Source organism: Nissabacter sp. SGAir0207 (assembly GCF_005491205.1).
Lineage (GTDB): Bacteria > Pseudomonadota > Gammaproteobacteria > Enterobacterales > Enterobacteriaceae > Chimaeribacter.
Genome location: NZ_CP028035.1, coordinates 3,319,570 through 3,346,170 on the forward strand (window position 1 = coordinate 3,319,570; position 26,601 = coordinate 3,346,170).

General features: G+C 62.0%; 24 protein-coding genes and 3 tRNA genes. 8 read left to right on the top strand and 19 right to left on the bottom strand.

Going from position 1 to position 26,601, the window contains the following annotated elements; translation table 11 throughout:
* Positions 1-55 precede the first annotated feature (55 nt).
* On the top strand, positions 56-712 hold the full coding sequence (locus tag C1N62_RS14855; protein ID WP_137764362.1) for a YtjB family periplasmic protein: 657 nt from the start codon (positions 56-58) through the stop codon (positions 710-712).
* A 48-nt stretch (positions 713-760) separates the two neighbouring features.
* Here C1N62_RS14855 and deoD read toward each other — a convergent pair whose 3' ends face one another.
* The 11 genes from deoD to C1N62_RS14910 all read right to left on the bottom strand — a co-directional run bounded on the left by deoD (position 761) and on the right by C1N62_RS14910 (position 11,775).
* Complete coding sequence (gene deoD / locus C1N62_RS14860; protein ID WP_137764363.1) at positions 761-1,480, bottom strand: purine-nucleoside phosphorylase; 720 nt, start codon at positions 1,478-1,480, stop codon at positions 761-763.
* A gap of 75 nt (positions 1,481-1,555) precedes the next feature.
* On the bottom strand, positions 1,556-2,779 hold the full coding sequence (gene deoB / locus C1N62_RS14865; protein WP_137764364.1) for a phosphopentomutase: 1,224 nt from the start codon (positions 2,777-2,779) through the stop codon (positions 1,556-1,558).
* A gap of 78 nt (positions 2,780-2,857) precedes the next feature.
* The gene (deoA, locus tag C1N62_RS14870; protein ID WP_137764365.1) at positions 2,858-4,180 is read right to left on the bottom strand and encodes a thymidine phosphorylase; all 1,323 of its coding nucleotides are present in this window, start codon (positions 4,178-4,180) and stop codon (positions 2,858-2,860) included.
* Between the two features lie 60 nt (positions 4,181-4,240).
* Positions 4,241-5,020 carry a deoxyribose-phosphate aldolase gene (gene deoC, locus C1N62_RS14875; protein WP_137764366.1) on the bottom strand — a complete coding sequence of 260 codons (780 nt, stop codon included), beginning with the start codon at positions 5,018-5,020 and terminating at the stop codon, positions 4,241-4,243.
* 488 nt (positions 5,021-5,508) lie between these two features.
* Positions 5,509-6,324, bottom strand: a complete 816-nt coding sequence (locus C1N62_RS14880; protein WP_137764367.1) for a TatD family hydrolase — start codon at positions 6,322-6,324, stop codon at positions 5,509-5,511.
* Positions 6,321-7,460 (bottom strand): patatin family protein, encoded by a 1,140-nt coding sequence (locus C1N62_RS14885; protein WP_137764368.1) that lies wholly within the window; start codon positions 7,458-7,460, stop codon positions 6,321-6,323. The genes C1N62_RS14880 and C1N62_RS14885 overlap by 4 nt, the downstream gene beginning before the upstream one ends.
* Positions 7,461-7,653: 193 nt before the next feature.
* The gene (locus tag C1N62_RS14890; RefSeq protein ID WP_137764369.1) at positions 7,654-7,815 is read right to left on the bottom strand and encodes a DUF1328 domain-containing protein; all 162 of its coding nucleotides are present in this window, start codon (positions 7,813-7,815) and stop codon (positions 7,654-7,656) included.
* Positions 7,816-8,043: 228 nt separating this feature from the next.
* Positions 8,044-8,655 (bottom strand): molecular chaperone OsmY, encoded by a 612-nt coding sequence (gene osmY / locus C1N62_RS14895; RefSeq protein ID WP_137764370.1) that lies wholly within the window; start codon positions 8,653-8,655, stop codon positions 8,044-8,046.
* 544 nt (positions 8,656-9,199) lie between these two features.
* Complete coding sequence (gene prfC / locus C1N62_RS14900) at positions 9,200-10,789, bottom strand: peptide chain release factor 3 (protein WP_137764371.1); 1,590 nt, start codon at positions 10,787-10,789, stop codon at positions 9,200-9,202.
* 163 nt (positions 10,790-10,952) lie between these two features.
* Positions 10,953-11,393: a ribosomal protein S18-alanine N-acetyltransferase gene (rimI, locus tag C1N62_RS14905; RefSeq protein ID WP_137764372.1), complete on the bottom strand. Its 441-nt coding sequence runs from the start codon at positions 11,391-11,393 to the stop codon at positions 10,953-10,955.
* A complete protein-coding gene (locus C1N62_RS14910; protein WP_137764373.1) occupies positions 11,338-11,775 on the bottom strand; it encodes a DNA polymerase III subunit psi in 438 nt (145 codons plus the stop codon). The genes rimI and C1N62_RS14910 overlap by 56 nt, the downstream gene beginning before the upstream one ends.
* A gap of 111 nt (positions 11,776-11,886) precedes the next feature.
* Between C1N62_RS14910 and rsmC the strand changes: the two genes are divergently transcribed.
* Positions 11,887-12,936 (top strand): 16S rRNA (guanine(1207)-N(2))-methyltransferase RsmC, encoded by a 1,050-nt coding sequence (gene rsmC, locus C1N62_RS14915; protein WP_137764374.1) that lies wholly within the window; start codon positions 11,887-11,889, stop codon positions 12,934-12,936.
* Here the strand turns inward: rsmC and C1N62_RS14920 are convergent.
* Positions 12,926-13,918, bottom strand: a complete 993-nt coding sequence (locus C1N62_RS14920; protein ID WP_137764375.1) for an aldo/keto reductase — start codon at positions 13,916-13,918, stop codon at positions 12,926-12,928. The two genes, rsmC and C1N62_RS14920, sit on opposite strands and share 11 nt — an antisense overlap.
* Before the next feature lie 116 nt (positions 13,919-14,034).
* Between C1N62_RS14920 and C1N62_RS14925 the strand changes: the two genes are divergently transcribed.
* The 4 genes from C1N62_RS14925 (at position 14,035) to C1N62_RS14940 (ending at position 15,410) form a co-directional block, all read left to right on the top strand.
* Positions 14,035-14,937 carry a LysR family transcriptional regulator gene (locus tag C1N62_RS14925; RefSeq protein WP_137764376.1) on the top strand — a complete coding sequence of 301 codons (903 nt, stop codon included), beginning with the start codon at positions 14,035-14,037 and terminating at the stop codon, positions 14,935-14,937.
* Between the two features lie 145 nt (positions 14,938-15,082).
* Positions 15,083-15,169: transfer RNA gene (locus C1N62_RS14930), tRNA-Leu, on the top strand.
* 33 nt (positions 15,170-15,202) lie between these two features.
* Positions 15,203-15,289 (top strand) — tRNA-Leu (locus C1N62_RS14935).
* A gap of 34 nt (positions 15,290-15,323) precedes the next feature.
* Positions 15,324-15,410 (top strand) — tRNA-Leu (locus C1N62_RS14940).
* 80 nt (positions 15,411-15,490) lie between these two features.
* Here C1N62_RS14940 and C1N62_RS14945 read toward each other — a convergent pair.
* Positions 15,491-15,778, bottom strand: a complete 288-nt coding sequence (locus C1N62_RS14945) for a DUF1435 family protein (protein ID WP_137764377.1) — start codon at positions 15,776-15,778, stop codon at positions 15,491-15,493.
* A 267-nt stretch (positions 15,779-16,045) separates the two neighbouring features.
* Between C1N62_RS14945 and C1N62_RS14950 the strand changes: the two genes are divergently transcribed.
* A complete protein-coding gene (locus tag C1N62_RS14950) occupies positions 16,046-17,140 on the top strand; it encodes a GGDEF domain-containing protein (RefSeq protein ID WP_137764378.1) in 1,095 nt (364 codons plus the stop codon).
* On the opposite strand, the gene C1N62_RS14955 is transcribed toward C1N62_RS14950, so the two are convergent.
* From C1N62_RS14955 to C1N62_RS14970, 4 genes are all read right to left on the bottom strand, one after another.
* Positions 17,129-18,142: a LacI family DNA-binding transcriptional regulator gene (locus tag C1N62_RS14955; protein ID WP_137764379.1), complete on the bottom strand. Its 1,014-nt coding sequence runs from the start codon at positions 18,140-18,142 to the stop codon at positions 17,129-17,131. The genes C1N62_RS14950 and C1N62_RS14955 overlap by 12 nt on opposite strands.
* A gap of 79 nt (positions 18,143-18,221) precedes the next feature.
* Positions 18,222-20,261, bottom strand: coding sequence for a TIM-barrel domain-containing protein (locus C1N62_RS14960; RefSeq protein WP_137764380.1), 2,040 nt, complete (start codon positions 20,259-20,261; stop codon positions 18,222-18,224).
* A gap of 14 nt (positions 20,262-20,275) precedes the next feature.
* Positions 20,276-21,619 (bottom strand): glycoside-pentoside-hexuronide (GPH):cation symporter, encoded by a 1,344-nt coding sequence (locus C1N62_RS14965; protein WP_137764381.1) that lies wholly within the window; start codon positions 21,617-21,619, stop codon positions 20,276-20,278.
* A 189-nt stretch (positions 21,620-21,808) separates the two neighbouring features.
* On the bottom strand, positions 21,809-23,458 hold the full coding sequence (locus C1N62_RS14970; protein ID WP_137764382.1) for a dihydroxyacetone kinase subunit DhaK: 1,650 nt from the start codon (positions 23,456-23,458) through the stop codon (positions 21,809-21,811).
* Between the two features lie 230 nt (positions 23,459-23,688).
* Between C1N62_RS14970 and C1N62_RS14975 the strand changes: the two genes are divergently transcribed.
* Positions 23,689-24,033 (top strand): hypothetical protein, encoded by a 345-nt coding sequence (locus C1N62_RS14975; RefSeq protein ID WP_137764383.1) that lies wholly within the window; start codon positions 23,689-23,691, stop codon positions 24,031-24,033.
* Between the two features lie 49 nt (positions 24,034-24,082).
* On the opposite strand, the gene C1N62_RS14980 is transcribed toward C1N62_RS14975, so the two are convergent.
* A complete protein-coding gene (locus tag C1N62_RS14980) occupies positions 24,083-25,303 on the bottom strand; it encodes an RtcB family protein (RefSeq protein WP_137764384.1) in 1,221 nt (406 codons plus the stop codon).
* 34 nt (positions 25,304-25,337) lie between these two features.
* Positions 25,338-26,414, bottom strand: coding sequence for a LacI family DNA-binding transcriptional regulator (locus C1N62_RS14985; protein ID WP_137764385.1), 1,077 nt, complete (start codon positions 26,412-26,414; stop codon positions 25,338-25,340).
* Positions 26,415-26,601: the final 187 nt, after the last annotated feature.

The window sequence follows — 26,601 nt, forward strand, 5'->3', positions numbered from 1 at the left end:
TATCGCCCTTGCTTCTGGCAACATGAAACTGATCAAATCCTCTGAAGGACACGGCATGGCCCGAGCCACATTCACATTCCGCCTGCACCGTACCGTCATCGTGCTGATCTGCCTGGCGCTGCTGGTCGGGTTGATGCAGGGTGCCTCCTACTTCAGCCTGAGCCACCAGATGGCGCGCTCAGAGCAGGTGGAGGAGCTGGCGCAAACATTGGCGCGGCAGGTCGCCTACTCATTAACGCCGCTGATGGACAGCGATAATGAAAACGTCGATAGCGACAAGATCACCGCGCTACTGGCACGCCTGACGGATGACAACAGCCGCATCCTGGACGCAGGCGTCTACCAGATGGATGGCACGCTGGTGGCGCACGCTGGCGAGACAGTGCCGGTGCGCGACCGGCTGGCGCTGGATGGCAAGCGCGCCGGCAGCTACTTCAACCACCAGATTGTCGAGCCGATTGGCGATCGCGCCGATCCCGAGGGGTTCCTGCGCATCACGCTGGATACCCACGTGCTGGCGACCGAGTCCAAGCAGGTGGACAATACCACCAATTTGCTGCGGCTGATGATGCTGCTGGCGCTGGCGGTCGGCATCATTTTGGCGCGCACCCTGTTGCAGCACCGCCGCAGCCGCTGGCAGCAATCCCCCTTCCTGCTCACCGCCGCCCGGCCGGTGAAGGAGGAGCCAGAGGATCCGCCCGGCAAATCCTGAGCATAAAAAAACCGCGCCTCAGCGCGGTTTTTTTTCAGCCAGTGGCCGTTACTCCTGGTCGCCCAGCAGCACGGACTCCAGCGCGATCTCGATCATCTCGTTGAAGGTGGTCTGGCGCTCGTCAGCAGTGGTCTGCTCGTGGGTGCGGATATGGTCGGAGACGGTGCAGATTGCCAGCGCTTTCGCGCCGAACTCTGCCGCCACGCCATAGATGCCCGCCGCTTCCATCTCCACGCCGAGGATGCCGTACTTCTCCATCACGTCGAACATCTGCGGATCTGGGGTGTAGAACAGGTCAGCGGAGAAGATGTTGCCGACGCGTGCCGGGATGCCCTTGGCCTTCGCCGCGTCCACTGCATGGCGCACCATGTCGAAGTCAGCGATGGCGGCATAGTCGTGATCTTTAAAGCGCAGGCGGTTCACCTTGGAGTCGGTGCAAGCGCCCATGCCGATCACCACGTCACGCAGTTTCACGTCGCTGCGCACCGCGCCGCAGGAGCCGACACGGATGATCTTCTTCACGCCGAACTCAGTGATCAGCTCTTTGGCGTAGATGGAGCAGGAGGGGATGCCCATGCCGTGGCCCATGACGGAGATTTTGCGGCCCTTGTAGGTGCCGGTGTAGCCCAGCATACCGCGCACTTCGTTGACCAGACGCACGTCTTCCAGGAAGGTTTCCGCGATGTACTTGGCACGCAGCGGATCGCCCGGCATCAGTACCACGTCTGCAAAATCACCCATTTCAGCATTGATATGCGGCGTAGCCATATTCAGTTCCTTATTTCACAAATTCTGACGTTAATCATAAAAACCGCGCCGCCCGGAGGCGGCGCGCAGATCAGGTTACAGCATGGACTTGCCGTATTCCATCGGCGACATGCCGAAGTAGCTGGCAACGGTCTGGCCGATGTCAGCGAAGGTGTCGCGCTTGCCGAGGAAGCCCGGCTTGATTTTCGGGCCGTAGATCAACACCGGGATGTGCTCACGGGTGTGATCGGTGCCGGTCCAGGTCGGGTCGCAGCCGTGGTCGGCGGTCAGGATCAGCATGTCATCCGGGCCAACCAGCGCCATCAGCTCCGGCAGGCGGCGGTCGAACAGCTCCAGCGCCGCGGCATAGCCGGGCACGTCACGGCGGTGGCCGTAGGCGGAGTCGAAGTCCACAAAGTTGGTAAAGACGATGGTGTTGTCACCCGCCGCCGCCATCTCTTTGACAGTGGCGTCAAACAGCGCGTCCAGCCCGGTGGCCTTCACTTTTTTGGTGATGCCGACCTGCGCGTAGATGTCCGCGATCTTGCCGATGGAGACCACCTCGCCCTGCTTCTCGTCCACCATCTTTTTCAGGATGGTCGGTGCCGGCGGCTCCACTGCCAGATCGTGGCGGTTGCCGGTGCGCTCAAACTCGCCAGCCTTGTTGCCGACGAACGGGCGGGCAATCACGCGGCCAATGTTGTAGCCGCCCTCGGTCAGCTCCTCGCGCGCGATTTCGCACAGCTCATAGAGCCGCTCCAGCCCGAAGGTCTCTTCGTGGCAGGCAATCTGGAACACCGAGTCCGCCGAGGTGTAGAAGATCGGCTTGCCGGTTTTCATGTGCTCTTCGCCCAGCTGGTCAAGGATCACCGTGCCGGAGGAGTGGCAGTTGCCGAGGTAGCCCGGCAGGTTGGCGCGATCCACCAGCTTGTCTAACAACTCTTGCGGGAAGCTGTTTTCGGTGTCGGTGAAGTAGCCCCAGTCAAACAGCACCGGCACGCCAGCAATCTCCCAGTGGCCGGACGGGGTGTCCTTGCCGGAGGAGAGTTCGCTGGCGAAGGCGTAGGCGCCGATGATGTCAGCGTTGGCGTCCAGCCCCGGCGGGAAGGTGCCGGTGGAAGCTTCCGCCGCCTTGCCCAGCCCCAGTCGGCTCATGTTCGGCATGTGCAGCGGCCCCTTGCGGCCCACGTCAGCCTCGCCGCGCGCGCAGGCTTCGGCAATGTGTCCCAGCGTGTCAGCACCTTTGTCGCCAAACCGTTCAGCGTCTGCGCTATGGCCGATACCGAAAGAGTCCAACACCATGATAAACGTACGTTTCATTCTGTTCTCCTGCGTGTGTTCACGCGTTTGTGCGGCGGGCTGCCAGCCGGGCCACAGGGCTACGCGAAAGGGTGACCGTTATGCCCGGATGCGTTGGTAGATGACCGGCGTCGCCTCCGGCGGTTGCTCGCCGAGCGTGATGGCGGCGCGTACTGCCTCCGCCGCCTGCCACCATGACTCCTCGCTGTTGGCGTGGATCATTGCCAGCGGCTGTTGGGTGTCCACCCGCTCGCCCAGCCGGGCCACCGAGGTCAGGCCGACGCTGTAGTCGATGCTGTCCGACGCCCGCCGGCGGCCACCGCCGAGGGTCACCACGGCCATGCCCAGCGCGCGGGTGTCCACGGCGCGGATATAGCCCTTCTCCGTCGCATAGACCGGTTTGCTCAGCGTCGCCGCTGGCAGATAACGATCGTAGTGCTCAATAAAATCGGTGGGGCCGCGTTGGGCGGCCACCATCCGGCCAAAGATCTCTGCCGCCGCGCCGTTGTCCAGCACGGTTTGCAGTTTGGTGCGGGCCTCGGCGTCATCCTTCGCCAAGCCGCCCGACAGCAGCATCTCCACGCAGAGGGCCATCGTGACCTCAAACAGGCGTGGGTTGCGGTATTCGCCGGTCAGGAAGCGCACGGCTTCGCGCACTTCGACCGCGTTGCCAGCGCTGGAAGCCAGCACCTGGTTCATGTCCGTCAGCAGCGCCGTGGTGTTGCAGCCCGCGCCATTGGCGACGCCGACAATCGCCTGCGCCAGCGACTCGGACTGTTCGTAGGTCGGCATGAATGCGCCGGAGCCTACCTTCACGTCCATCACCAGCGCGTCCAGCCCCTCGGCCAGCTTTTTCGCCAGAATCGAGGCAGTGATCAGCGGGATGGAGTCCACGGTGGCGGTGATGTCACGCGTGGCGTAGAAACGCTTGTCCGCCGGTGCCAGCGAACTGGTCTGGCCGATGATCGCCACCCCCACCTGCTGGATGATGGTACGGAAGCGGGCATCATCCGGGAAGATGTCGAAGCCGGGAATTGCCTCCAGCTTGTCCAGCGTGCCGCCGGTGTGGCCAAGGCCGCGCCCGGAGATCATCGGCACGTAGCCGCCGCACGCCGCCACCATCGGCCCCAGCATTAGCGACGTCACGTCGCCGACGCCGCCGGTGGAGTGCTTGTCCACCACCGGGCCATTCAGCCCCAGACTCTGCCAGTTCAGCACCGCGCCCGAGTCGCGCATCGCCATCGTCAGCGCCACGCGCTCCGGCATGGTCATGTCATGGAAATAGATGGTCATCGCCAGCGCGGCGATCTGACCCTCTGAAACCTGGTTGTCGCGAATGCCATTGATGAAGAAGCGGATTTCCTCTTCCGTCAGCGGCTGGCCGTCACGTTTTTTTCGAATAATTTCTTGTGCCAGAAACAAGGTGTCCCCCTTGCGTCACATGAGTGAAGGCCGCGCCGGAAAACCGGCGCGGCAGGCCCATCAGTAGCCGCCGTTCGCGTTGCCGCTGGCGTGGCCCAACGTGGTCAGCAAGCTGGCCAGCAGGCTGGAGGCACCGAAGCGGAAGTGGCGCGCGTCGGCCCACTGGTCGCCCATGATGCGCCCGGCAATCGCCAGATAGTGCGCCGCGTCTTCCGCGGTGCGCACGCCACCGGCCGGTTTGAAGCCGACCTGCTCACCGACGCCCAGATCGTGAATCACCTGGATCATCAGCTCGGCGCTCTCTGGCGTGGCGTTGACCGGCACCTTGCCGGTGGAGGTCTTGATGAAGTCTGCGCCCGCCTTGATGGCGATCTCGGACGCCTTGCGGATCAGCGCCGCCTGCTTCAGCTCACCGGTTTCGATGATCACTTTCAGCAGCACGTTAGCTGACGCACAGGCCTCTTTGCAGGCTTTCACCAGCTCAAAGCCCACCTGCTCGTTACCGGCGATCAGCGCCCGGTAGGGGAAGACCACGTCCACCTCATCCGCGCCATAGGCGATGGCCGCGCGGGTCTCCGCCAGCGCGATCTCCACGTCATCATTGCCATGCGGGAAGTTGGTCACGGTAGCGATGCGGATCTCAGGGGTGCCCTGCTCACGCAGCGCCTTGCGGGCCACCGGGATAAAGCGTGGGTAGATGCAGATGGCCGCGGTGTTGCCAGCCGGGCTTTTCGCCTGACGGCAGAGCGCAATCACCTTCTCATCGGTGTCGTCTTCGTTCAGGGTGGTTAAATCCATGAGGCTCAGCGCACGCTGCGCTGCGGCGGTTAAATCGGTCATATGACTCTCCAACAGTTATCGTTGCTGACAACCACGATCAGGTCTGAGGGCAACGCACTCTACAGGTTGGCGAGCGGACTTGGTTCCGTGAAGAGCAGGCGGGCACGCAGGCGCATACCACCGTTGAGATCCTTCTCACCGCACTAGCCGGCGCCGGCCAGCGTTGGCTATTGAAACACGCATAAGGGGACGCTTATGTGTTCTGTTTCACAAAATCTGAAAGCCAATTGTAACGCGTTTAGATTACATGTGACAGACATCACATGTTAATCGTTTCAAGCTCAGAAAATGACCGCAATTATGAGTGTACACCAGGCTACCTGGCCCGGTGTGCCGTCCCGGCCCGCAGGCCGCGCCGGCAGGGATTCGCAAGGCAGGATGTTATAATAGTCACAACGGGAAGAGAATGGGATTTCCGCGCCAGCGGTGAAAAGTTTTGTCAACCGGTATACAAACGCCGTGGCCGGGCAGCAAAAATGTTATTTTTATTACATTGCTTTTTCAGACTGGTCAGCCAGCAGTGGCAGGTTAAAGATGCGGCGGGTATTGGCGTTCAGGGCGGCGGCAATCTCTTCGGCCGGTTCACTGCGTAGCTGGCAGAGCACCTCAAAGGTCAGCGCCGCGCGCTCCGGCCGGTTGGGTTGGCCTTGGTAACCGGCCAGCGGCATGTCGGGGGCGTCGGTCTCCAGCAGCAGCGAGGAGAGCGGCAACGCGGCGAAGGTGCGCCGGGTCTTCTGCGCCCGCTCATAGGTGATGGTGCCGCCGACGCCAATCGCGTAGCCCAGCTTGATGAAGGCTTCCGCCTGTGACTGGCTGCCGGCAAAGCCATGCACCACGCCAGTGGCTGGCAACTTGTGCTGGCGCAGCATCGCCGCCAGCGGGTCATGGGTGCGGCGCGAGTGCAGGATCACCGGCAGGTTCGCCTGCTTCGCCAGATGGAACTGCGCCGCCAGCAGCGCCTTCTGCCGCTCAAAGCGCGGGTTCTCCATATAAAGATCTAACCCAATCTCCCCCACCGCCACGCACTTGGGGTCGGGCTGCCGCAGGCGATCGGCCAGTGCCGCCAGCGCCGCGTCATCATGCCGGTCGATGAACAGCGGGTGCAGCCCGAGGGCGGCAAAGAGCGCCGGATGGCTGGCGGCCAGCTCACTGACGAGGGCAAAGCGATCGGCGCTGATGGCTGGCACAATGATCTGCCGCACGCCGTGCGCCGCCGCCTGCGCGATGCTCTGTTGCGCGTCATGCACAAAGGGCGGGAAATCAAAGTGGCAATGGGTATCAATAAAGTAACGTGGAAGGGTCATCCGGCCTGCTCCTGATCATCGGGTTCCTCATTTTGCGCCACTGGCGGCGCATCGGCCAGCAGTCCGCTGACCGCATCGCTCACGGCGGCCACCAGTGGCGTATCGGTGACCAGCGGCGTATTGGCCGGTTCGCCCGCGGGCAGCGGTGGCGTGCCCGCGAGCACGGCGTCCGGCACCTTGGTGAGCGGCAGGATGTCTGGCACCTGATCGTCCTGCGGCAACAGCCAGTGGGCGACGGTGGCGAGGAAGTAGCGCGCGCAGCGCCGTCCGAGGTGATAGTCGCGGTTCAGCGCTGGCAGGCGGCTGCCGAGCGCCCGGCTGGCCAGCGGTTTCGGCGGGAAGATCTCAAAGATGCGCAGGTTGTCCGGCGGCTGTTCGATGAATTGCTGGATGCGGCGATAGCTCTGCTCATGGTGCTGCATCATGTGGATCAGCTGTTGCAGGCTGCTTTCGCTCAGCCACTGCTCCATCCGTTTCATCCACTGCGGCGTGTAGAACATCTGCGACGGCACCGTGCGGATGACGATGATGGTATCCGCGCCGCGCCGCCACGCCTCCTCCACCGGGATGGCCGCGCTGATGCCGCCATCCTGGTAGCTCACCCCCTCCAGCTCCACCCCCTGCCGGTAGAAGCCAGGGATGGCGCTGGAGGCCTTGAGCACCGACAGCCAGTTCTCCGGCGTCGGCGCAAAGTAGACCGGCGAGTAGTCATCGCTGCGGCAGGCGCACATCAGGAATTCGCGGTCATTGCCGAGGTAGTCGGAAGCCTGCTCCAGCGCTAGCGGCATCTGTTGGTGGGTTGCCTCCACCAGCCAGTCGAGATCGATCAGGTGGCCGCCGCGCACAAAGCGCAAGGGGTTGAAGAACTGGGGAGCGGTGGTGTAGCAGGAGATTACGCGCCGGGCATAGCCGGGCTGGCGGCAGACAAAGGCGGAGAGGTTTTGCGCACCGGCAGAGGTGCCGATCAACAGGTCGAAGGGATCGAAGTGGGCGCGCTGGAACTCATCCAGCACGCCGGCCGTGAAGATTCCACGTTGTCCGCCCCCTTCACACACCAGCGCGATTTTGCCTGGCCGGTAGGGTTTGTAGGCCAGGGACTCAATGTTCCCCAGCGTGATGGGTATCCTGTATCCCAACCTTCACCTCATTACCCGGCTATTCCGCACCGGGGAGGATAACCGGCGGGCCTCCTGGCCGTCACCCCTTAATGCCCTGCTGGCTGGGGTGGGTGGCGTCCTGCCAATGAGCCACTGGCGTACGCCCCGTTAGCCAGCCACACGTTTCCATCGTGTGGCGGCCAACGAGGCGGCCAGCGGGTGCGTCAGCCCGCTAAGAGCGGCGGCGACCGGTAAACAGACTGATCAGGAACAGGATGATGCCGACGACGAAGACAATTTTCGCAGCCCATGCCGCGGTACCTGCCAGTCCACCAAAGCCCAGCGCCGCAGCGATCAGCGCGATGACTAAAAAGATAATGCCCCATCGAAACATAAATCTCTCCTTACCTTATTGAAATTCGAGACACCGTTGTACAGCCTGGATCTCACCGACTGACGATGAAACCTATGTTAAAAAGATAGCGTAAAATCAGGAAATTGCCTGACCCGCCCCCTCTTTAGGACTGACACGGTCGTTTTTTCTTGTGGTTTTGGTTAGTTACCGGCCGCCCCGACGGGGCGGCCCTGACCTCGGGTCATCGGGGCCGGTTGGCCCCGGATGTTATGGCTTGATGGTCAGGTCGTTTTTAACGGATTTCACCCCGTCAACGGCCTTGGCGATGCCTTCAGCACGCTCGGACTGCGCCTGATTCTCCACAGTACCGCTCAGCTGTACCACACCTTCGGTGGTGATCACTTTCACGTTACGGGAAGGCACATTGTCGTCAGCCAGCAGTTTGGCCTTCACTTCGGTGGTGGTGGCAGCGTCGCCCGCATAGGCTTTGGCGGTCTGCTCTTTGCTGTCACGTACGTGCAGCTTGTCGCTGACGGAGGTGACACCCTCCACTTTCTTGGTCACGGCCACGGCTTTGTCCGCTTCCGCCTGGCTGGCCACGAAGCCGCTCAGGGTTACGACGCCGTTGGTGGTGTCAACCGAGATGTCGGTGCTTTTGATCGCCTCGTCATCCACCAGCGCGCTTTTCACCTTGGCAGTGACCGCGCTGTCACCCATGTAGTTGCTGACTTTGTTTACCGAGCTATCGATTTTATCGCCAGCGGAGGTTGCGGCGCTGTCCGCTTTGCTTGTCATGGTTTCCGCCAGTGCATTACCGCCCACCAGCGCAGAACTCAACACTACGGCCATCATTGAATAGGCAAATTTAGACTTTTTCATCGATTTATTCCTTTATGTTGTGATCCCCAACCATCGGGACCCGTCGGCCATATCCGGCGTTGCCACCAAGCTGACCGACCATTTCACGTTCTTATGCACGTCAAAAAGCGTTGCGTCGTGTGCGTCTTAAAGTCAAAACCGTCCTTTGTCTGGCAAAACTGCATCCTTGCCCGCCCCTTCCGTGGCGCTGCCCGGCTTCCCGCCGTTGTTCCCTTCAGCAACCGCTTCATTCAGAACTAAACGCCACTCAGTGACGTAAATCCCAGATAAGCCGCTGCGAGTAACTCCTGTATCAGTGCTTTATCGCGCTGTTTCGCAAGCACAACTTAAATATAGTCGATAAATAACGAGGTTGAAGGAAATTTGCGGAAATGGCGGGAAATGCAGACTAGTCCGAGGAATCAGGATGAAAAAAGCAGCAAAACAGGAGAATATTGCGGCAAAAAGCGGCAATTCTCCTGCTTTGGATAGGGGAAATGGGAAAGTAACAACATGCTACAGACGAAAAAAAACGGCATCGCTGCCGTTTTTTTCATCGCGTGGATTAATGCTCGCGGGTTTTGCGGAAGGTCACTTCCGGGAAACGCTCTTGCGTCAGGTTGAGGTTCACCATGGTCGGGGCAATGTAGGTGAGGTTGTCACCGCCATCCAGCGCCAGGTTGAGTTCGCACTTGCGCTTGAACTCCTCAAATTTCTTCACGTCCGTGGACTCTACCCAGCGGGCGGTGGAGACGTTGACCGACTCGTAGATCGCCTCAACGTTGTACTCGCTCTTCAGGCGTGCCACCACTACGTCAAACTGGAGCACCCCGACCGCGCCGACAATCAGGTCGTTGTTGGCGATGGGACGGAACACCTGCACCGCGCCCTCTTCGGAGAGCTGCACCAGCCCCTTCAGCAACTGCTTCTGCTTCAGCGGGTCGCGCAGGCGGATGCGGCGGAACAGTTCTGGCGCAAAGTTCGGGATGCCGGTGAACTTCATATCCTCACCCTGGGTGAAGGTGTCGCCGATCTGGATGGTGCCGTGGTTGTGCAGGCCGAGGATGTCGCCGGGATAGGCCTCTTCCACGTGTGAGCGGTCGCCCGCCATGAAGGTCAGCGCGTCAGAGATTACCACGTCTTTGCCGGTGCGCACCTGGCGCATCTTCATGCCCTTCTCGTAGCGGCCAGAGACCACGCGCATGAAGGCCACGCGGTCACGGTGTTTCGGGTCCATGTTCGCCTGGATCTTGAACACGAAGCCGGTGAACTTCTCCTCTTCCGCCGTCACTTCGCGCACGTCAGTTTTGCGCGGCATCGGTGCTGGCGCCCACTCCACCAGTCCATCCAGCATGTGATCCACGCCGAAGTTACCCAGTGCGGTGCCGAAGAAGACCGGCGTCAGCTCACCATTAAGGAAGGCCTCACGCTCAAACTCATGGGACGCGCCCTGCACCAGCTCCAGTTCATCACGCAGCTGGGCCGCCAGATCTTCGCCGACCGCGGCGTCCAGCTCCGGGTTATCCAGCCCTTTGACGATGCGCACTTCCTGAATGGTATGGCCCTTACCGGTCTGGTAGAGGTAAGTCTCATTCTTATAGAGGTGGTACACGCCCTTGAACAGCTTGCCGCAGCCAATCGGCCAGGTGATAGGCGAACAGGCAATTTTCAGCTCGCGCTCCACCTCATCCATCACCTCCATCGGGTCACGGATATCGCGGTCAAGTTTGTTCATGAAGGTCAGGATCGGCGTGTCACGCAGGCGGGTGACTTCCATCAGCTTGCGGGTACGATCCTCAACGCCTTTTGCGGCGTCGATCACCATCAGGCAGCAGTCCACCGCCGTCAGGGTACGGTAGGTATCCTCGGAGAAGTCCTCGTGCCCGGGGGTATCCAGCAGGTTGACCAGCGCATCGCGATAGGGGAACTGCATCACCGAGGTGGTGATAGAGATCCCACGCTGTTTTTCCATCTCCATCCAGTCAGATTTGGCGTGCTGGTTCGAGCCGCGGCCCTTCACGGTGCCGGCGGTCTGGATCGCCTGTCCGAACAGCAACACCTTTTCGGTGATGGTGGTTTTACCCGCATCGGGGTGGGAGATAATGGCGAAGGTACGGCGCTTGGCCACTTCGCGGGCGTATTCACTTGGAGACATTTTCACGTTTCTATCGTTGTACCGCCCTGCGACCATCAGATCGCGCCGCGAACGGCACCGGGCAAAGCGGAAAGGAGTAATAATGGGGCGCTATTTTCTATGATTTAACCCGCAGAGACAATCAATGTTGAAATATTGTTCATGGGGGCTGGCTTGGCGGCCTTTACAGCGGCAGCGCCATGATCACCGCGTCTTCGCGGCCGGTGGCGGTGGGGTAGTAGTTGCGGCGCAGTGACACTTCATTGAAGCCAAGATCCTCATACAGCGCGAGGGCAGGCTGGTTGGAGGCGCGCACCTCCAGCCAGAGGGTCATGATGTCGCGCGTCTCCAGCTCGGCGATCAGCCCGGTGAGCAGGGTGCGCCCCAGCCCACGGCGTTGGAAGGCGGGATCGATGGCGATGTTGAACAGCGTCGCCTCATCCAGCACCACTTGGGTGATGGCAAAACCGGCCATCTGCCCGTCGGCCATGATCTTCAAATTCAGGTAACGATCGCCTTGGTTGCTGGCGAAGGTGGCGTCACTCCACGGAAAGGCGTGGCTGGCGCGTTCAATCTGCATGGCGCGCGGATGGTCGTCCGGCGTCAGGATGGAGATGCTGTTCATGTTCACAAATCTGCTGCCAAAGGGCGCGTTTCGCGCCGGCGTCCTGGGATAGCGCCGGCAGGGCCGGGCTGGAGAGCTGTACCCCCTCAAGGGCCAGCGGTGTGCTGACGCCAAGGCGCCAACTGGTGCAGCGGGTGCCTTCCGGCAGCATCGCCGCCTGATCGGGCGTCAGGCTGTAGACCTGATGGGCATCCAGCTCCAGCGCCCGCAGCAGGTCACGCACCAGCGGGTGATCGGCGGGCGGCGGGCTTTCCGCCACCAGAAGCAGCCGGGTTCCGTCCGGCAGGTGGACGGCGATTTCACCCTGCAAGACCGCCGGGCGGCGCAGGGTCCACTGCGTGATGCCCAGTTGTTGTAACAGTATGTCGCGTCGCGTTGCCATGCCAAATCCTGCCAAGCACCCAAATGTGCCGCGCTATGCTAGCAAACCCATCGAACATGCGCCAACAAACCTCTATAATCCCCGGTCATCTTCCAAAGGAGCCACAACCTGATGTCTGCATTAACCCCTGCCAGTGAAGTCATACTGCGCCACACTGATGAATTTGCCGGACGCCGCGTGCTGTTTGCCGGCGACCTCCAAGACAGCCTGCCCGCCCAGTTCGACGCGGCGGAGGTGCGTGTCCATACCAACCAATATCATCACGGACAGATGCTCAGTAAAGCGCTGGGGGATAACGTGCAGTATGGCCTGCTGGCAGAGGCGGAGTTCGTCAGCCAGAGCGAGGTGCTGATCTACTACTGGCCGAAGAGCAAGCAGGAGGCGCAGTTCCAGCTCGCGAACCTGCTGTCGCTGCTGCCGGTCGGCACCGAGGTGTTTGTGGTGGGCGAGAACCGCGCCGGCGTGCGCAGCGCCGAGGGGATGCTGGAGGACAACAGCCCGTTGCAGAAGATCGACAGCGCGCGCCGCTGCGGCCTCTACCACGGCCGTCTGGAGCAGCAACCGGCCTTCGACGCCGACGACTGGTGGGAGTCCTACGTGATTGCCGATGTGACGGTGAAGACCCTGCCGGGCGTCTTCAGCCGTGACGCGCTCGATCCGGGCAGCATGTTGCTGCTGGGCACCTTCAGCGAGGATATCAAAGGCACGGTGCTGGACATCGGCTGTGGCGCAGGCGTGGTGGGTGCGGTACTTGGCACCCACTTCCCGAAGGTGAAGCTGACGCTGAGCGACGTCAACGCCGCCGCGCTGGAGGCGAGCCGCGCCACGCTGGCCGCCAATGGCCTGGAGGGCAACGTGATCGCCAGCAACGTCTACTCCGACATCCGCGGGCGCTTCGATATGATCGTCTCCAACCCGCCGTTCCATGAGGGGCTGCAAACCAGCCTGCACGCGGCCGAGATGCTGATCCGCGGCGCGGCCAGCCACCTGCACATCGGCGGCAAACTGCGCATCGTCGCCAACGCCTTCCTGCCGTACGCCGACATCCTCGACGCCACTTTCGGCAGCCATGAAGTGCTGGCCCAGACCGGCCGCTTCAAGGTCTATCAGGCCGAACTGGGCCGCCCGCCGCGCGCGCCGAAGAAAAAATCTAGACGTTAAGCATCGGCATCACATGCGCCTCATAGCGATCCCCCGCGATCGCCTGAGGCGCAAACAGGGCCGCGATCGCCGCCTGTTCACCCGGATCGAGGGTGATCTCCACGGCGGCGATATTCTCCTCCAGATAGCGGCGGCGCTTGGTGCCGGGAATCGGCACGATGTGCGATCCCTGTGCCAGTACCCACGCCAGCGCCAGCTGGCCAGCCGTCACCCCCTTCCCTGCCGCCAGTGCGCGGATCCCCTCCACCAGCTGCAAGTTTTTGGCGAAGTTCTCCGGGCTAAAGCGCGGATTGCCCCGGCGGAAATCATCCGCGGCCAGATCCTCTGGCGCGGCGATCTTGCCGGTCAGGAAGCCGCGCCCGAGCGGGCTGTAGGGCACAAAGCCCACGCCCAGCCGTTCACAGGCGGGTAAAATCTCCTGCTCTACCTCCCGTGACCAGAGCGAGTACTCGGTCTGCAAAGCGGTGATAGGGTGCACGGCGCACGCCCGCGCCAGCGTGGCGGCGGAGGCCTCGCTTAGCCCGAGGTAGCGGATCTTGCCCTCGCGCACCAGATCGGCCAACGTGCCCACCACCTCTTCAATTGGCACCGACGGATCGACGCGGTGCTGGTAGTAGAGATCAATATGATCCACCTGCAACCGCTTCAGGCTGCCCTCCAGCGAGGCACGAATATATTCCGGCCGACTGTCCACACCACGGCGCGACGGCGCGCTGGCATCGCGCAAAATGCCAAACTTGGTGGCGAGGAACACCTGCTCGCGCTTGCCCTTGATGGCGCGGCCAATCAGCTGCTCATTGGTGTGCGGCCCATAGATGTCAGCGGTATCCAGCATCGTCACCCCCAGCTCCAGCGCGCGGTGCAGCGTGGCGACCGCCTCGTCGGCATCCGCGCCGGTGGAGTAGAAGTCGCTCATTCCCATGCAGCCTAGCCCAATGGCGGAGACCACTGGCCCATTTTTTCCCAATTGGCGTGTTTGCATTGTCTTGTTCCTTACGGTGGTTTACCTGATGCGCTCAGTGTGGTTGTTTAGGCGAACGGGATAAATCACGCGGTTTGCACAGCACTGTTCATAAATCGCCAACAATGGGGGCACTGATGGATCAGGTTCAGGCGATGCGGGTCTTCACCCGGATTGTGGAGTTGCAGAGTTTCAGCCGGGCGGCGGAGGATCTTGGCCTGCCACGCGCCACCGTCAGCAACGTATTGAAGCGTCTGGAGTTGCGGCTCGGCGTGCGGTTGCTGGTGCGCACCACCCGACGGCTGCACGTTTCGCAGGAGGGAGAGATCTACTACCAGCGCTGCCTGCAACTGCTGGACGCGCTGGCGGAGGCGGACGCGCTGTTCGCCCACCAGCGCCACCAGCCAGCGGGCAAGGTGCGCCTCGACATGCCGCACTCGCTGGCGCGTGAAGTGGTGATCCCAGCGCTGCCGCAGTTTCAGGCGCGTTACCCGCACATTGAGGTGCTGCTGAGCGCCAATGACGCCGCCATCGACCTGCTCGACCACGGCGTGGATTGCGTGCTGCGCGCCTGGCCCTCGGAGGCGGAGAATCTGGTGGTGCGCAGCCGCGTAGCCTTGCCGCAGGTCACCTGCGCCTCCCCCGGCTATCTGGCGACACACGGCACGCCCACGTCGCCGGAAGCGCTTGAGGGTCACCGCATGGTGGGCTACTTTTTCCGGCATAGCCAGCAACAGGAGCGGCTGGAATTCTGCTTACCCGGCGGCACGCAGGCCATCACCCTGCCGCATACACTGGCGGTCAGCGGCGCGGATGCCTATCTGGCGGCCGGGTGCAGTGGCTTTGGGTTGGTGCAGGCGGCGCGCTACTCGGTGCAGGCGGAGCTGGCGCGGGGCGCACTGGTGGAGGTGCTGGCAGAGACCCCGCCGCCGCCGATGCCAATCTACCTGATGTACCCGCCAGGACGCTTCGTCGCGCCACGGGTGCGGGTCATGTTGGAGTGGCTGGCCGCGCTATTGCAGCAGGCAACGGCACCATAATGGCGATAAAAAAAGCAAATTTTACATTTTATGTCTACTTTTGCAGCAGTCGTGTCATCTCTTCGAAATAGTTATTGACGCCGCAGCGAAAATCTCTAGAATTCGCCTCCGTGGTTACGCTACTCCTCAGTAGTGTGATTGGTACGCGAAGGTGGCGGAATTGGTAGACGCGCTAGCTTCAGGTGTTAGTGTCCTTACGGACGTGAGGGTTCAAGTCCCTCTCTTCGCACCAAATAACCACATGATTTATATCGCAGGACTTAATGCGAAGGTGGCGGAATTGGTAGACGCGCTAGCTTCAGGTGTTAGTGTTCTTACGGACGTGAGGGTTCAAGTCCCTCTCTTCGCACCAATCCGGTGATATAAATTGCAGCAGAATCATCTGTGCGAAGGTGGCGGAATTGGTAGACGCGCTAGCTTCAGGTGTTAGTGTCCTTACGGACGTGAGGGTTCAAGTCCCTCTCTTCGCACCACGTGATTCGCTTCTCTTTTCTTCCCCTGCTTCTCCTCTCCTGCTCCAATACGTTTTCCTATTTTTCCCTTACTCTCATTATTATCCCAGCATATTGAAGTTCAGCGTCATCGCAACCAGACTGCCGAGCAATGCCACGCAGGACGGCACCAGAATATAGTGGCGCAGATGGCGGTTGAACAGCATACCCAGCGTCACCAGCATCGCTACCACGATCACCAGCCGCAGCGTCTCCAGGCTGATATCCATCATCGCCAACAGTGGCAGCAGCGCACAGGGCAGTAGCACTCCCCAGCCGCCAGACAATTTCCGGCCCATGCACCACACCGCCCCCCACAGCCCGCACACCGTAATCATCGCCGCCACCATCCTAATTCCCTTACTGATTGAGTGATAATGAGAATTAATATCATATAGCATCAGTGGCGGATTTTCACCCTTTTCTGAGAATTCTTGTACAAAGATGACAGTCTGGTACAAAAGTGGTAATTTTGAATTCTTAGCATTACCTAAATAATTAAAAACCTTATTGTCACACCGGTTACTAATAACCGGCCGTCGGCATTGGGATAAATAGCACCATTATTTTAATAAAATTTTCAGATTGATAGCTTTTTAAACCAGAGTGAAAACGATATGAATTTGCGTTCCTATGACGAGCTTGTCAAAAGTAAGCATCGGCTCTCCCTCTTACTCTTTTTATTCCTGAGTTGTACATCGTCCCTGTTCAGCTTGCTGAGCACCGTCAATAATAAAATGTTTCTCTCCGTGCCGTTGGCAGGCATCACGCTGCTGAGCCTGGGCGGCCTGATATTCACGCTGCTCAATCGCCTGCGGCTGGATAATATTTTGAATATCTATGCATTTTTATTGGGCCTGCTTTGGGCCTGGCATATCACATTGAAATATCAAGCAATTGGTGGAGATGACAAAAATTTTCTGCTGATAAGTTTGTTTAGCCTATTTTTTATTAGCGCTATCGCCTTTTCAGCCAACTTTACTGCCTTTCTGCTGCATGTATTGCCCGCTGGCATAATGATTGTTTATTTCGATCAACTACATAATCTATTGAGAATTGTTTTCATTATTGCCCTGCCAATGACTGGATTGGCGCTGCACCATATCCTGCAAAAACGTAGTGATGCCTTTACCCGCCGCTTGGTGGACAATCTCTATATTGAACGGGAAAAATTCAGCGATCTCAGTATGATCGATCCGCTCACCAGCCTCTATAACCGGCGTGGGCTGGAAAATAAGTGGGCTTCGACGCAGCCGCCAGCGGCCAACCAGCAACACTTCGTGCTGCTAATGGATATCGACCACTTCAAGGCCTACAACGACAACTACGGGCATACGATGGGCGATCAGGCGCTGGTGCGGGTGGCCGCCGCCATCCGGGATACCGTGCGCTCGCGGGACATCGTGGTGCGTTACGGTGGCGAGGAGTTTCTGGTGCTGCTGACCCACGTTGAGCGCGCCTATGCGATCAAAGTGGCGCAACGCATCCAAGAGCAGGTGCTGGCGCTGGAGATCCCGCACCTGTTCAATGAGAACGTCTCTACCCAGGTCACGCTCAGCACCGGCATTTCGCCTCTGGAGGCGTTGGACTGGATGGGCGCGGTTGACCGGGCTGACCATGCGCTCTATCGCGCCAAGCACAACGGCCGCAACACCATTGAGTATAAGGATGCCCCGCTGCCCGAGCCGTCGCAAACGGCCTCACTGGCCTGACGGCTCCACCGCACGGGTGGTGCCGCGCGCCACCAGCGTCACGGGCAGGGTGAGGCTGGCGGCCTCGCCCGCCAGCCCGGCCAGCAACGTCTCCACCGCCCGCTCCCCCAGCAGCCGAAAATCTTGCCGCACCGTGGTCAGGGGCGGGAAGAAGAAGGCGCTATCTGCCGTATCGTCATACCCCACCACCGACACCTGTTGCGGCACCGCCCGCCCGGCCTCGTGCAGGGCGCGCATCGCCCCCAGCGCCATCTGGTCATTGGCCACCAGCAGGGCGCTGAATGGCGTGCCCTCTGCCAGAAGTGCCCGCGTCTGTTGGTAGCCGTCGGCGGCGCTCCAGTCACCGTGGCGCTCGGCCACCGGCAGCAAACCGGCCTCCGCCAGCACCTGCCGCCAGCCCTGCAAACGCAACTGGGCGGAGATGGAACCGGCCTCCCCCGCCAGCAGCGCAATGGCACGGTGCCCCTCCCTTAGCAAATGCTCCGTGGCCAGCCGCGCCCCCTGCGCCGGGTCGAACAGCACATGCGGCGCGGCAGTGGCCGGATCGGTATCGAGGAACACCAGCGGCCACCCCTCAGACTTCTGCGCCAGCGCTGCCGCTGCCGCGCCCGCCAGCGGGGCATTCACCAGCACCCCGTCCACCCGCTGGGCGCGCAACTCCTGGAGCGCCGCCCGGCACGCCGGTTCGCCGCTGCCGCGCACCATCGCCATCACCAGCCCATAGCCCGCCTCCCCGGCGCGTTGCTCAATGGCGGCGGCAATCTGCGACGGTGCATGTAGCGCCAGTGAACTGGTCGCCAGCCCCAGCACCCGCGAACGTTTGCCCGCCAGCTGCTGTGCCACCCGGTTCGGCACATAGTTGAGCGCCGCCATGGTGGCCTCCACCTTCTGGCGGGTGCGCACGGAGACATTGGGCGACTGGTTGATGACGCGGGAGACGGTTTGGTAGGAGACGCCAGCCGCGCGGGCGACGTCATCCAAGGTGACGGTAGGGCGTTTCATCGGCATTCCGGCAGCGGTTAACGGAGTGCCAGCTTAGCAAATGGCATCCGGCCCCGCCACGGCAGGCGGGGCCGGGCGGTCAGCGCAGTTCGTCAATCACGGCCGCGCCCTGCCGCAGGAACACGGGGATCGCCTCGATCGGCGCGTCCGCTTCCACCCAGTTGCCGCCCGGATAGGTTTCGCCATGCAGATCCTGCCAGCTGGCACCTGCTGGCAACCAGACACGGCGCTGGCGCACGCCCTCTTCCAAAATCGGAGCCACCAGAATGTCTGGCCCGAACATATATTGATCCTCCACCTGCCAGCTCTCCGCCTCCTGGGGGAAGTCAAAGAACAGCGGGCGCATGATCGGGTCATTGTGCTGATGGGCCACGTCCATCTGCCGCCCGATGTAGGGGCGCAGCTTCTCACGCAACTGTAGTCCGGCGGTCATGATCGCCAGATTCTGCTCGCCGTAGCTCCACACCTCATTGGGCGCACCGCTGTTGCACTGCTGCGCGCCATCCGCGCCGTAGGCTTTTTCGGGCGCAACATGCGGCTCGCGGTAGCCGTGCAGCCGCATCACCGGGCAGAAGATCCCCCACTGGAACCAGCGCAGCAGCAGCTCCTGGAAGGCCGGGTCTTCCACATGGCCGCCCTGGAAGCCCCCGATATCCGTCGTCCACCACGGAATGCCAGCCATGCCCATGTTCAGCCCGGCGGCAAGCTGGTTGCGCAGCGAGACAAAGGAGGAGTGGACATCGCCCGACCACGCCAGCACGCCGTAGCGCTGGCTGCCAGCCCATGAGCAGCGCACCAGATTGATCACCTCCCGTTCGCCCTGCTCTTGCAGGCCGTCGTAGAAGGCTTGGGCAAAGTCGCGCGGATAGATGTTGCCTACCTCCAGCACCGTCCCACGGTGGTAGCGGTAGTTGTCGAAGTCATAGGCGCGGAACTCCGGTTCCGCCTCATCCAGCCAGAAGTGGCGAATGCCCGCGTCGTAATAGTTCTGTTTCACCTTGCCCCAGACGTACTGCCGCGCGCCGGGGTGGGTGGCGTCAAAGAAGGTGGTGTTGCCGAGGAAGTCGAGGGTCAGCGAGACACCGCGATCGCTGTTGACCAGATAGCCCTGCGCCTTCATCTCCTTGTAGTTGTCGGTGGTGGCATCGATGGTCGGCCAGACGGAGACCATCAGCTCGATGCCCATCCCCTTCAGCTCCTCCACCATGCCCTTCGGATCGGGCCAGTACTCCTCATCAAAGCGGAAGGTGCCCTGTTTCGGCCAGTGGAAGAAGTCGATGACGATCACCGAGATGGGCAAATTGCGGCGCTTGTACTCGCGCGCCACCGAGAGCAACTCCTCCTGGCTGCGGTAGCGTAACTTGCACTGCCAGAAGCCGGTGGCGAACGCTGGCATCGGCGGCGCGGTGCCAGTAGCGCGGCCATACTGGCGGGTGATCTCCGCCGGCGAGTCACCGACGGTCAGCCAGTAGTCCATCTGCCCGGTCACCTCGGCGCGCCACTCGGTCAGGTTCTTCGCGAAGCTCACCTGCCCCACGGCCGGGTTGTTCCACAGCAGGCCATAGCCGAGGCTGGAGACCATAAACGGCACGCTGGCCTGCGAGTTGCGCTGCGCCAGCTCCAGCACGCACCCCTTCAGGTCGAGGCAGGGTTGCTGGTACTGCCCCATGCCGTAGATGCGCTCATCGTTGCGCGCCTCAAAGCGCACCGTCAGTTGGTGCTTGCCGCCGGGAATCGGCCGGAAGGCGCGGGCGTCCAGCTTCAATGCGCTGATGTACTTGTCCTTGCCCTTCTCCACCGTGCCGATGCCAACGCTGGAGCGCTGCCGCCAGAACTCCTCCAGCACCAGCTCATCGCGCTGGTTGAAGAACGAGAGCCGCCCCTTGTCATTCAGCACCGCCTTGGCCTTCCCGTTGCGCAGGATCAGCTGGTCATCCTGCCGCTCAATGGTGACGCCCTCCGCCGCTGGCCGCGGCAGCAGCGCCCACGGCTCCTCCGCCAGCGTGGGCTGGCAGGTGGCGCGCACGCGCAGGCTGTTTGGCCCCCACGGCTCCACCACCAGCATCTGGTTGTCATAGCGCCACAGGATACGGTTCTCTTGCGCCTCTAACTGACTCATCTTCGCTCCTTAGATTAGTTGTCGGCCTGCATCACCACTTTATGCAGGTTGATGTCACTCATGGTGGCGTCGTTCAGCCGGTACCAACGCAGCGCGATGACGCTGACAAAAGACAGGACGCCGGGCACCAGGCTGAACAGCGCGATAATGCAGAACATCGCCTGTGACGACTGCTCGGCGGCCTGCGGCACATAGCCGCTCAGCCCCAGCGTCCAGCCGACGATGGCCCCACTGATGGCCATGCCCATCTTCAGCACCGCCAGCAGGGTGGAGAAGATGGCGCCATCCATGCGCTTGCCCTGCTTCCATTCGCCATAGTCGGCGACATCCGCCATCATCACCCACATCAGGGTGGTGGTGATTTGGTAGAAGGTGGAGACGAGGAACATCATGCCTACCAACAGCATCAGCGATTTCGGCATAAAGAAGATCGCCACGCTGAGCACGCCCGCCGCCACCGCCGCCCCGGCAAATACGGTGATCTTGCTGCGTCCGCGTGTCAGCACTTTTGACAGGGCACTGCCTGCGCCTTTCCCTACGATGTGCGCGCCCAGCAGCCAGGAGAAGAGCGCTGCGTCCCCTAAATAGTAGGTCACGTAGTACATCAACGCCCCCAGCCGGATGACGCCAAAGGCAATATTGGTCAGTACCAGCACCGCCACCACCCGCCACTGGTCGTTGTGCCACAGGTCGCGCAGGTCGCTCATGAAGTGGGCGTGGGAGGGGGTGGCGCGGATGCGCTCACGGGTGGTGAGGAAGCAGACCAAAAACATCAGCGTCGCCGCTGCGGCCATGATCGCCATTGCCCAGCGGTAGCCAGCCAGCTTGTCCGCACCGCCGATGTACTCCGCCAGCGGCAGCATAAAGAAGGTGGAGAGCGCGCCGCCGAGGGTCGCCAGGAAGAAGCGGTAGGATTGCAGCGAGATGCGCTGCTCATTGTCGGCGGTGATCACCGCGCCCATCGAGCAGTAGGGGATGTTGATCGCCGTGTACATCAGCATCATGAAGCAGTAACTGACAGTGGCGAAGACCATTTTCGCCTCCAGCGACAGCCCGGCTGGCACCGCGTAGGTGAGCATACAACTGACACCAAACGGCACCGCCAGCCACAGCAGGTAGGGGCGGAACTTGCCCCAGCGCGAGGAGGTGCGATCCGCCAGCAGCCCCATTATCGGGTCAATCACCGCGTCGCCGACGCGCGCCAGCAGGAACATGGTGCCGATGAACACCGCCGGCAGGCCGACCACATCGGTGTAGTAGAAGGTAAGGAAGATGATGACGTTATCCAGGCCGATATGGCTGGCCATGTCACCGAGGCCGTAGCCGACCTTTTCTTTGACGGAGAGTTTCTGGCTCATCTCTGCTCCACAGGTTCGCGATCAGGGGGTTCACGGCGTGGCAGCACACCGTGGCGATAGGGAGGTTATAAGCCAGTGCGCGGGGCAGGACGATTCTCAGATTTTCTTTAGCTATTACGTTAACTGGTTTCTGTGATACCGGTAACACCGGCGATGAAAGCTATGGCCGGGTTGCCCCGGCCATAGGGATCAGGCGTTGGCCAGCGCCTCGAACACCCGCTCCACCGCTACCGCGCCGGGGTCTTTGATGCCATCCAGGCTGTTGCTGCTCAGGTAGGCCGAGCGGCCAGCGTTGGCCTTCTGCATGGCGGCGGTGGCCTCCGCCCCCTCTTTCGCCGCCTGCGCCGCAGCGGCCAGGTCGCCGCCCTGCTCCAGCGCCTCCAGCGCTGGCTGCAACGCATCAATCAGCGTGCGATCGCCCTTGTCCGCGCCGCCGTAGTGCTTCATCTGCTGCAAGCCCGCCAGCAGCGCCGACGCCAGATCCCCACCCTCCTGGATCTGCTTGCCGGCGGCGGTAAAGAAGATCGACATCAGCACGCCGCTCGATCCGCCCATCACCACCGCCAGTCGATCGCCCACCAGCGCGAACAGATCCGCCAGATCGTCCTGCGGCAGCTTGCCCTGCTGGTTCAGATCGAAGATCGCCTTCGCACCCGAGGCAAAGGTGGAGCCGGTATCGCCGTCGCCCACCTGCGCATCCAGCTTGTTGAGCGCGTCCTCCAGGTCGATCAGCGTCTGGGTGACGGTCGCCACCACCTGCCCCACCTGCGCGTTCTCCGAGGGCGTCACTTCCACCCGCTGGCTCACCTTCTCCGCGGGCTGGCTTGGCGCCGCCTCCAGCTTCACCAGCGGCTGCCAGCCAGCGCACTCCACCTCGGCCTTCAACGCCTGCTCCAGCGTCTCATCCAGCGCGATCGCCGACAGCGAGAAGCCCTTCATGTCGAGCGCGCTCACCAGGTGCGCCGGGCCGATCAGGTACTCCACCGCCGGGGCGATGGCGGAGCCCGCCACCTCCTTGGTGATCTGCGCCATCTCCAGCGGCGACGTGCCACCGAGGTTGTTCACCAGCAGCGCCAGCCGCGCCTGCGCATCGACCGCGCCCTGCAACTTCTCCACCAGCGTGGCGACGATCTCGCGGCTGTTCTGGGTCTCCAGCGTACTGACGCCCGGCTCGCCGTGGATGCCCAGCCCCAGCTCCACCGTACCGGGGGCGATGCGGTCGGCCTCATCGCCCTTTTCGCCCGGCAGGTGGCAGCCAGCCATGGCCACGCCAATGGTGGCGGTGGCGTTGATGGCGCGCTGCGCCAGCGCCTTGACCTCCGCCAGCGACTGCCCTTGCTCCGCCGCCCAGCCCGCGACCTTGTGCACCAGCGCCGTCCCAGCGATGCCGCGCGGCTGCTTGTTGTCGGGCAGTGAGATGTCATCGCCCACCATCACCAGATCAACCTGGTAGCCGAGGCTTTTGGCGCGCTCCGCCGCCAGCCCGAAGTTCAGGCGGTCGCCGGTGTAGTTCTTGACGATCAGCAGGCAGCCCGCTTCACCGGTCACCGCCACGATGGCGTTCAGCACCGCATCGACGCTCGGCGAGGCGAACACATCGCCGCACACCGCCGCGGTCAGCATCCCCTTGCCAACGAAGCCAACGTGCGCCGGCTCGTGGCCCGATCCACCGCCGGAGACCAGCGCCACCTTCTGCTTGTCCCACCCCTTGCGCACCACGATGCGGATCGCCGGATCCACCTCCAGCCGCGCCAGATTTTTGTGGGGGGATGCCAAAATCACACCCTCGATGGCATCGTTTACCAGGTTCTTACGGTCGTTCATAAAAAACGTAGACATACCTTTCAGTCCCTTATTGGTGAGCAAGAAATGAAGTATAACCACTCCCGACCATAGCACAGGGCGCGCCGGAATGGCGTGAGGCCTGCCGCCACGCCTGCGCCAACAGGAAAATTGCCGCGTTCCGCTGTCGGCATGGCGATTTTGTCCAATACTTAAGGGGAGCGCGCCTGACTGGCGCGAAATCCATGGGGCTGTGGCGACAGCGCCCGGCAATGAAAGGAGTGACAATGCGAAAACTACTGGTACTTACCGCCCTGCTGGCGGCCAGCTCATTTACCCACCTGGCGCAGGCCGCCGATGGCCACACGGATATGTATATCAACGGCCTGTGTGAAGAGATTAAGGCCGATGGCGGCAAGGGCGACGACGATCACTACCTCGACCAGCTCAAAGTGCGCTCCGGGGCAGGCGTCTCCTCCTCCGCGATGAACAAACCAGAGTTCAACGACGACGAAGCGGAAAAAGTAGTCGACGCCTTTATGGATCTCGACGACGACATGCGCCAGTCCGCCGTCAACGACCCCGCCAAATGCCGCGCCATGATCCTGTCGCAGTATAATAACCAGGGCTAAGCGCCCACCTGCCCCATGCCAGGCCGGTGTGGGGCAGTCGCGGCATTCCCTACCCCTTCACGCACACCACCTGCCGTAATGTGTGGACGATCTCCACCAGCGAGGATTGGGCGGCCATCACGGCGTCGATGTCTTTGTAGGCCATCGGGATCTCGTCGATAACGTCGCTGTCTTTGCGGCACTCGACGTGGGCGGTGGCGCGGATCTGGTCTTGTACGGTGAAGCGTTTTTTGGCGGCGGCGCGGCTCATGGTGCGGCCTGCGCCGTGGCTACAGGAGCAGAAGCTCTCTTCATTGCCCAGCCCGCGCACGATAAAGCTCTTTGCGCCCATTGAACCGGGGATGATGCCCATCTCGCCCTTCCTTGCCGAGACCGCGCCCTTGCGGGTGACCAGCACCTGCTCGCCGAAGTGCCGCTCCTGCTGCACATAGTTGTGGTGACAGTTGACCGCCTCCTGCTGGGTGAGGAAGGGTTTCGGCACCGTCTGCGAGAGCGCCGCCAGCACCCTGGACATCATCACTTCGCGGTTGTGGCGCGCAAAATCCTGTGCCCACCCCACCGCTTCCAGGTAGTCATCGTAGTGGCGGCTCCCCTCCTGAAAATAGGCCAGATCGCGATCCGGCAAGTTGGCGAGGTGGCGCTGCATATCCTTCTGCGCCAGCGCGATGAACAGCGTGCCGATGGCGTTGCCGACGCCGCGCGATCCGCTGTGCAGCATCACCCAGACGCGCTGCTGCTCATCCAGACAGATCTCGATGAAGTGGTTGCCGGTGCCGAGCGTGCCGAGGTGCTGGTGGTTGTTGGTTTTTAGTAGCTGCGGGTACTTGTCGGTGAGGCGCTTGAAGCGGGTTGCCAGCGCCGCCCAGTGGGCGTCCACCTCCTGCGGCGTGCGATCCCATGACCCCTGATCGCGCTTGCCACGGCCCACGGTGCGCCCGTGCGGCACGGCGCGCTCGATGGCGCTACGCAGGCCGCTGAGGTTATCCGGCAGGTCGCTGGCCATCAGCGAGGTGCGCACCGCGATCATGCCACAGCCAATGTCCACGCCCACCGCCGCCGGGATGATCGCGCCGCGCGTCGGGATCACGCTGCCGATGGTCGATCCCTTCCCCAAATGCACATCCGGCATCACCGCCAGGTGCTTGAAGATAAACGGCATCTTGGCGGTGTTCATCAACTGGTCGCGCGCCTCTGCCTCCACCGGCACGCCGTGGGTCCACATTTTGATCGGCGCGGCGTGGGCGGCGCTTAGCAGCTGGTAGTCAGGCATGGGTACTCTCCCGGTCGATGGCGATGCCTTAAGTTTAGCTGCCCGCACCCGGCGCGGCTATCGATCCCCTGACCAGCAGCTCTGCGCCGAACTGTGCCACCGGCCCCGGCTCTTCGCCGCGAATGTGGGCGATCAGGCGGCGCGCCGCCTCACGGCCCATCTCATAGACCGGCTGCGCCACCACCGTCAGCGGCGGGCTGACAATCTCCGTCCACGGGAAGTTGTCGTACATCACGAACGAGAGATCCTGCGGGATGCGCAGGCCGCGCTGGCCCAGCTCGCGCAGCAGCATCATGGCGATCACGCTGTCGGAGGCGATCAGTGCGGTCGGCGGCGCGCGCTCCTGCCACAGCTCTTCCACGATGCGCGCGATGGCGGCCTCATCCAGTGCGTTGGCCTTGATCAGCGACGGATCAAAGGGCAAGCCCGCGCTGGCAAAGGCGCGGGCCATGCCGCCGAGGCGTTGGGCGACGGGCGTCAGCCCTAGATCGTCCGGGTAACGCCACCCCTCGTCGCAGCGCATACTGGTGACATAGGCGACGCGCCGGTGACCGGCGGCGATCAACTGGCGGGTCGCCTCCTCTGCCGGGGCAGTGAAGTCAGCGCAGATCGCCTCCGCTGCCAGCCCGGCCACCGCGCGGTCAAACAGCACCAGCGCGCGGCCATTGGCCACGATCTGTGCCAGATGGGCATTATGCTGCATCGCGGAGCTGCTGGGCGCGATGATGATGCCATCCACGCGCTTCTCCAGCATCACCTGCACCGCCTGTCGCTCCTCCGCCAGTTGCTCATCGCTGTTGCTGAGCAGCAGGTGGTAGCCCGCCTGCCGTGCCACGTCCGCCATGCCGCGCAGCGCCAGCCCGAAGTGCGGGTTCTCAATGTCGCCGACAATCACGCCGATGGTGTTGGAGCGCCCGGTGTTCATGCTGCGCGCCAGTTCGTTGGTGCGATAGCCAAGGGCAGCGGCCGCGTGGTTGACCCGCGTCTGCACCTCTTCGCTCACTGCGCCATAACCGCCCAGCGCACGGGCCGCCTGGGCCTTGGAGACATTGGCGGCGCGGGCGACGTCGGCCACGGTTGGTGCCTTAATACGGGGCATTGGGTTGGTCATAATAAAGTCTTATCACAAGTTGTTAACATGAGCATTGACGCTGGAAAAAGGCTGTGCTTATTATCAAGGCAACTGCTTGAGACCGGTCTCACATCCATCGTTCCGGCCAATCAGTCACCGTGGTTGAGACCGGTCTCATACTAACACAACGCCGCCGGTTCAACAGTCTCTGATGTTTACACCTGAC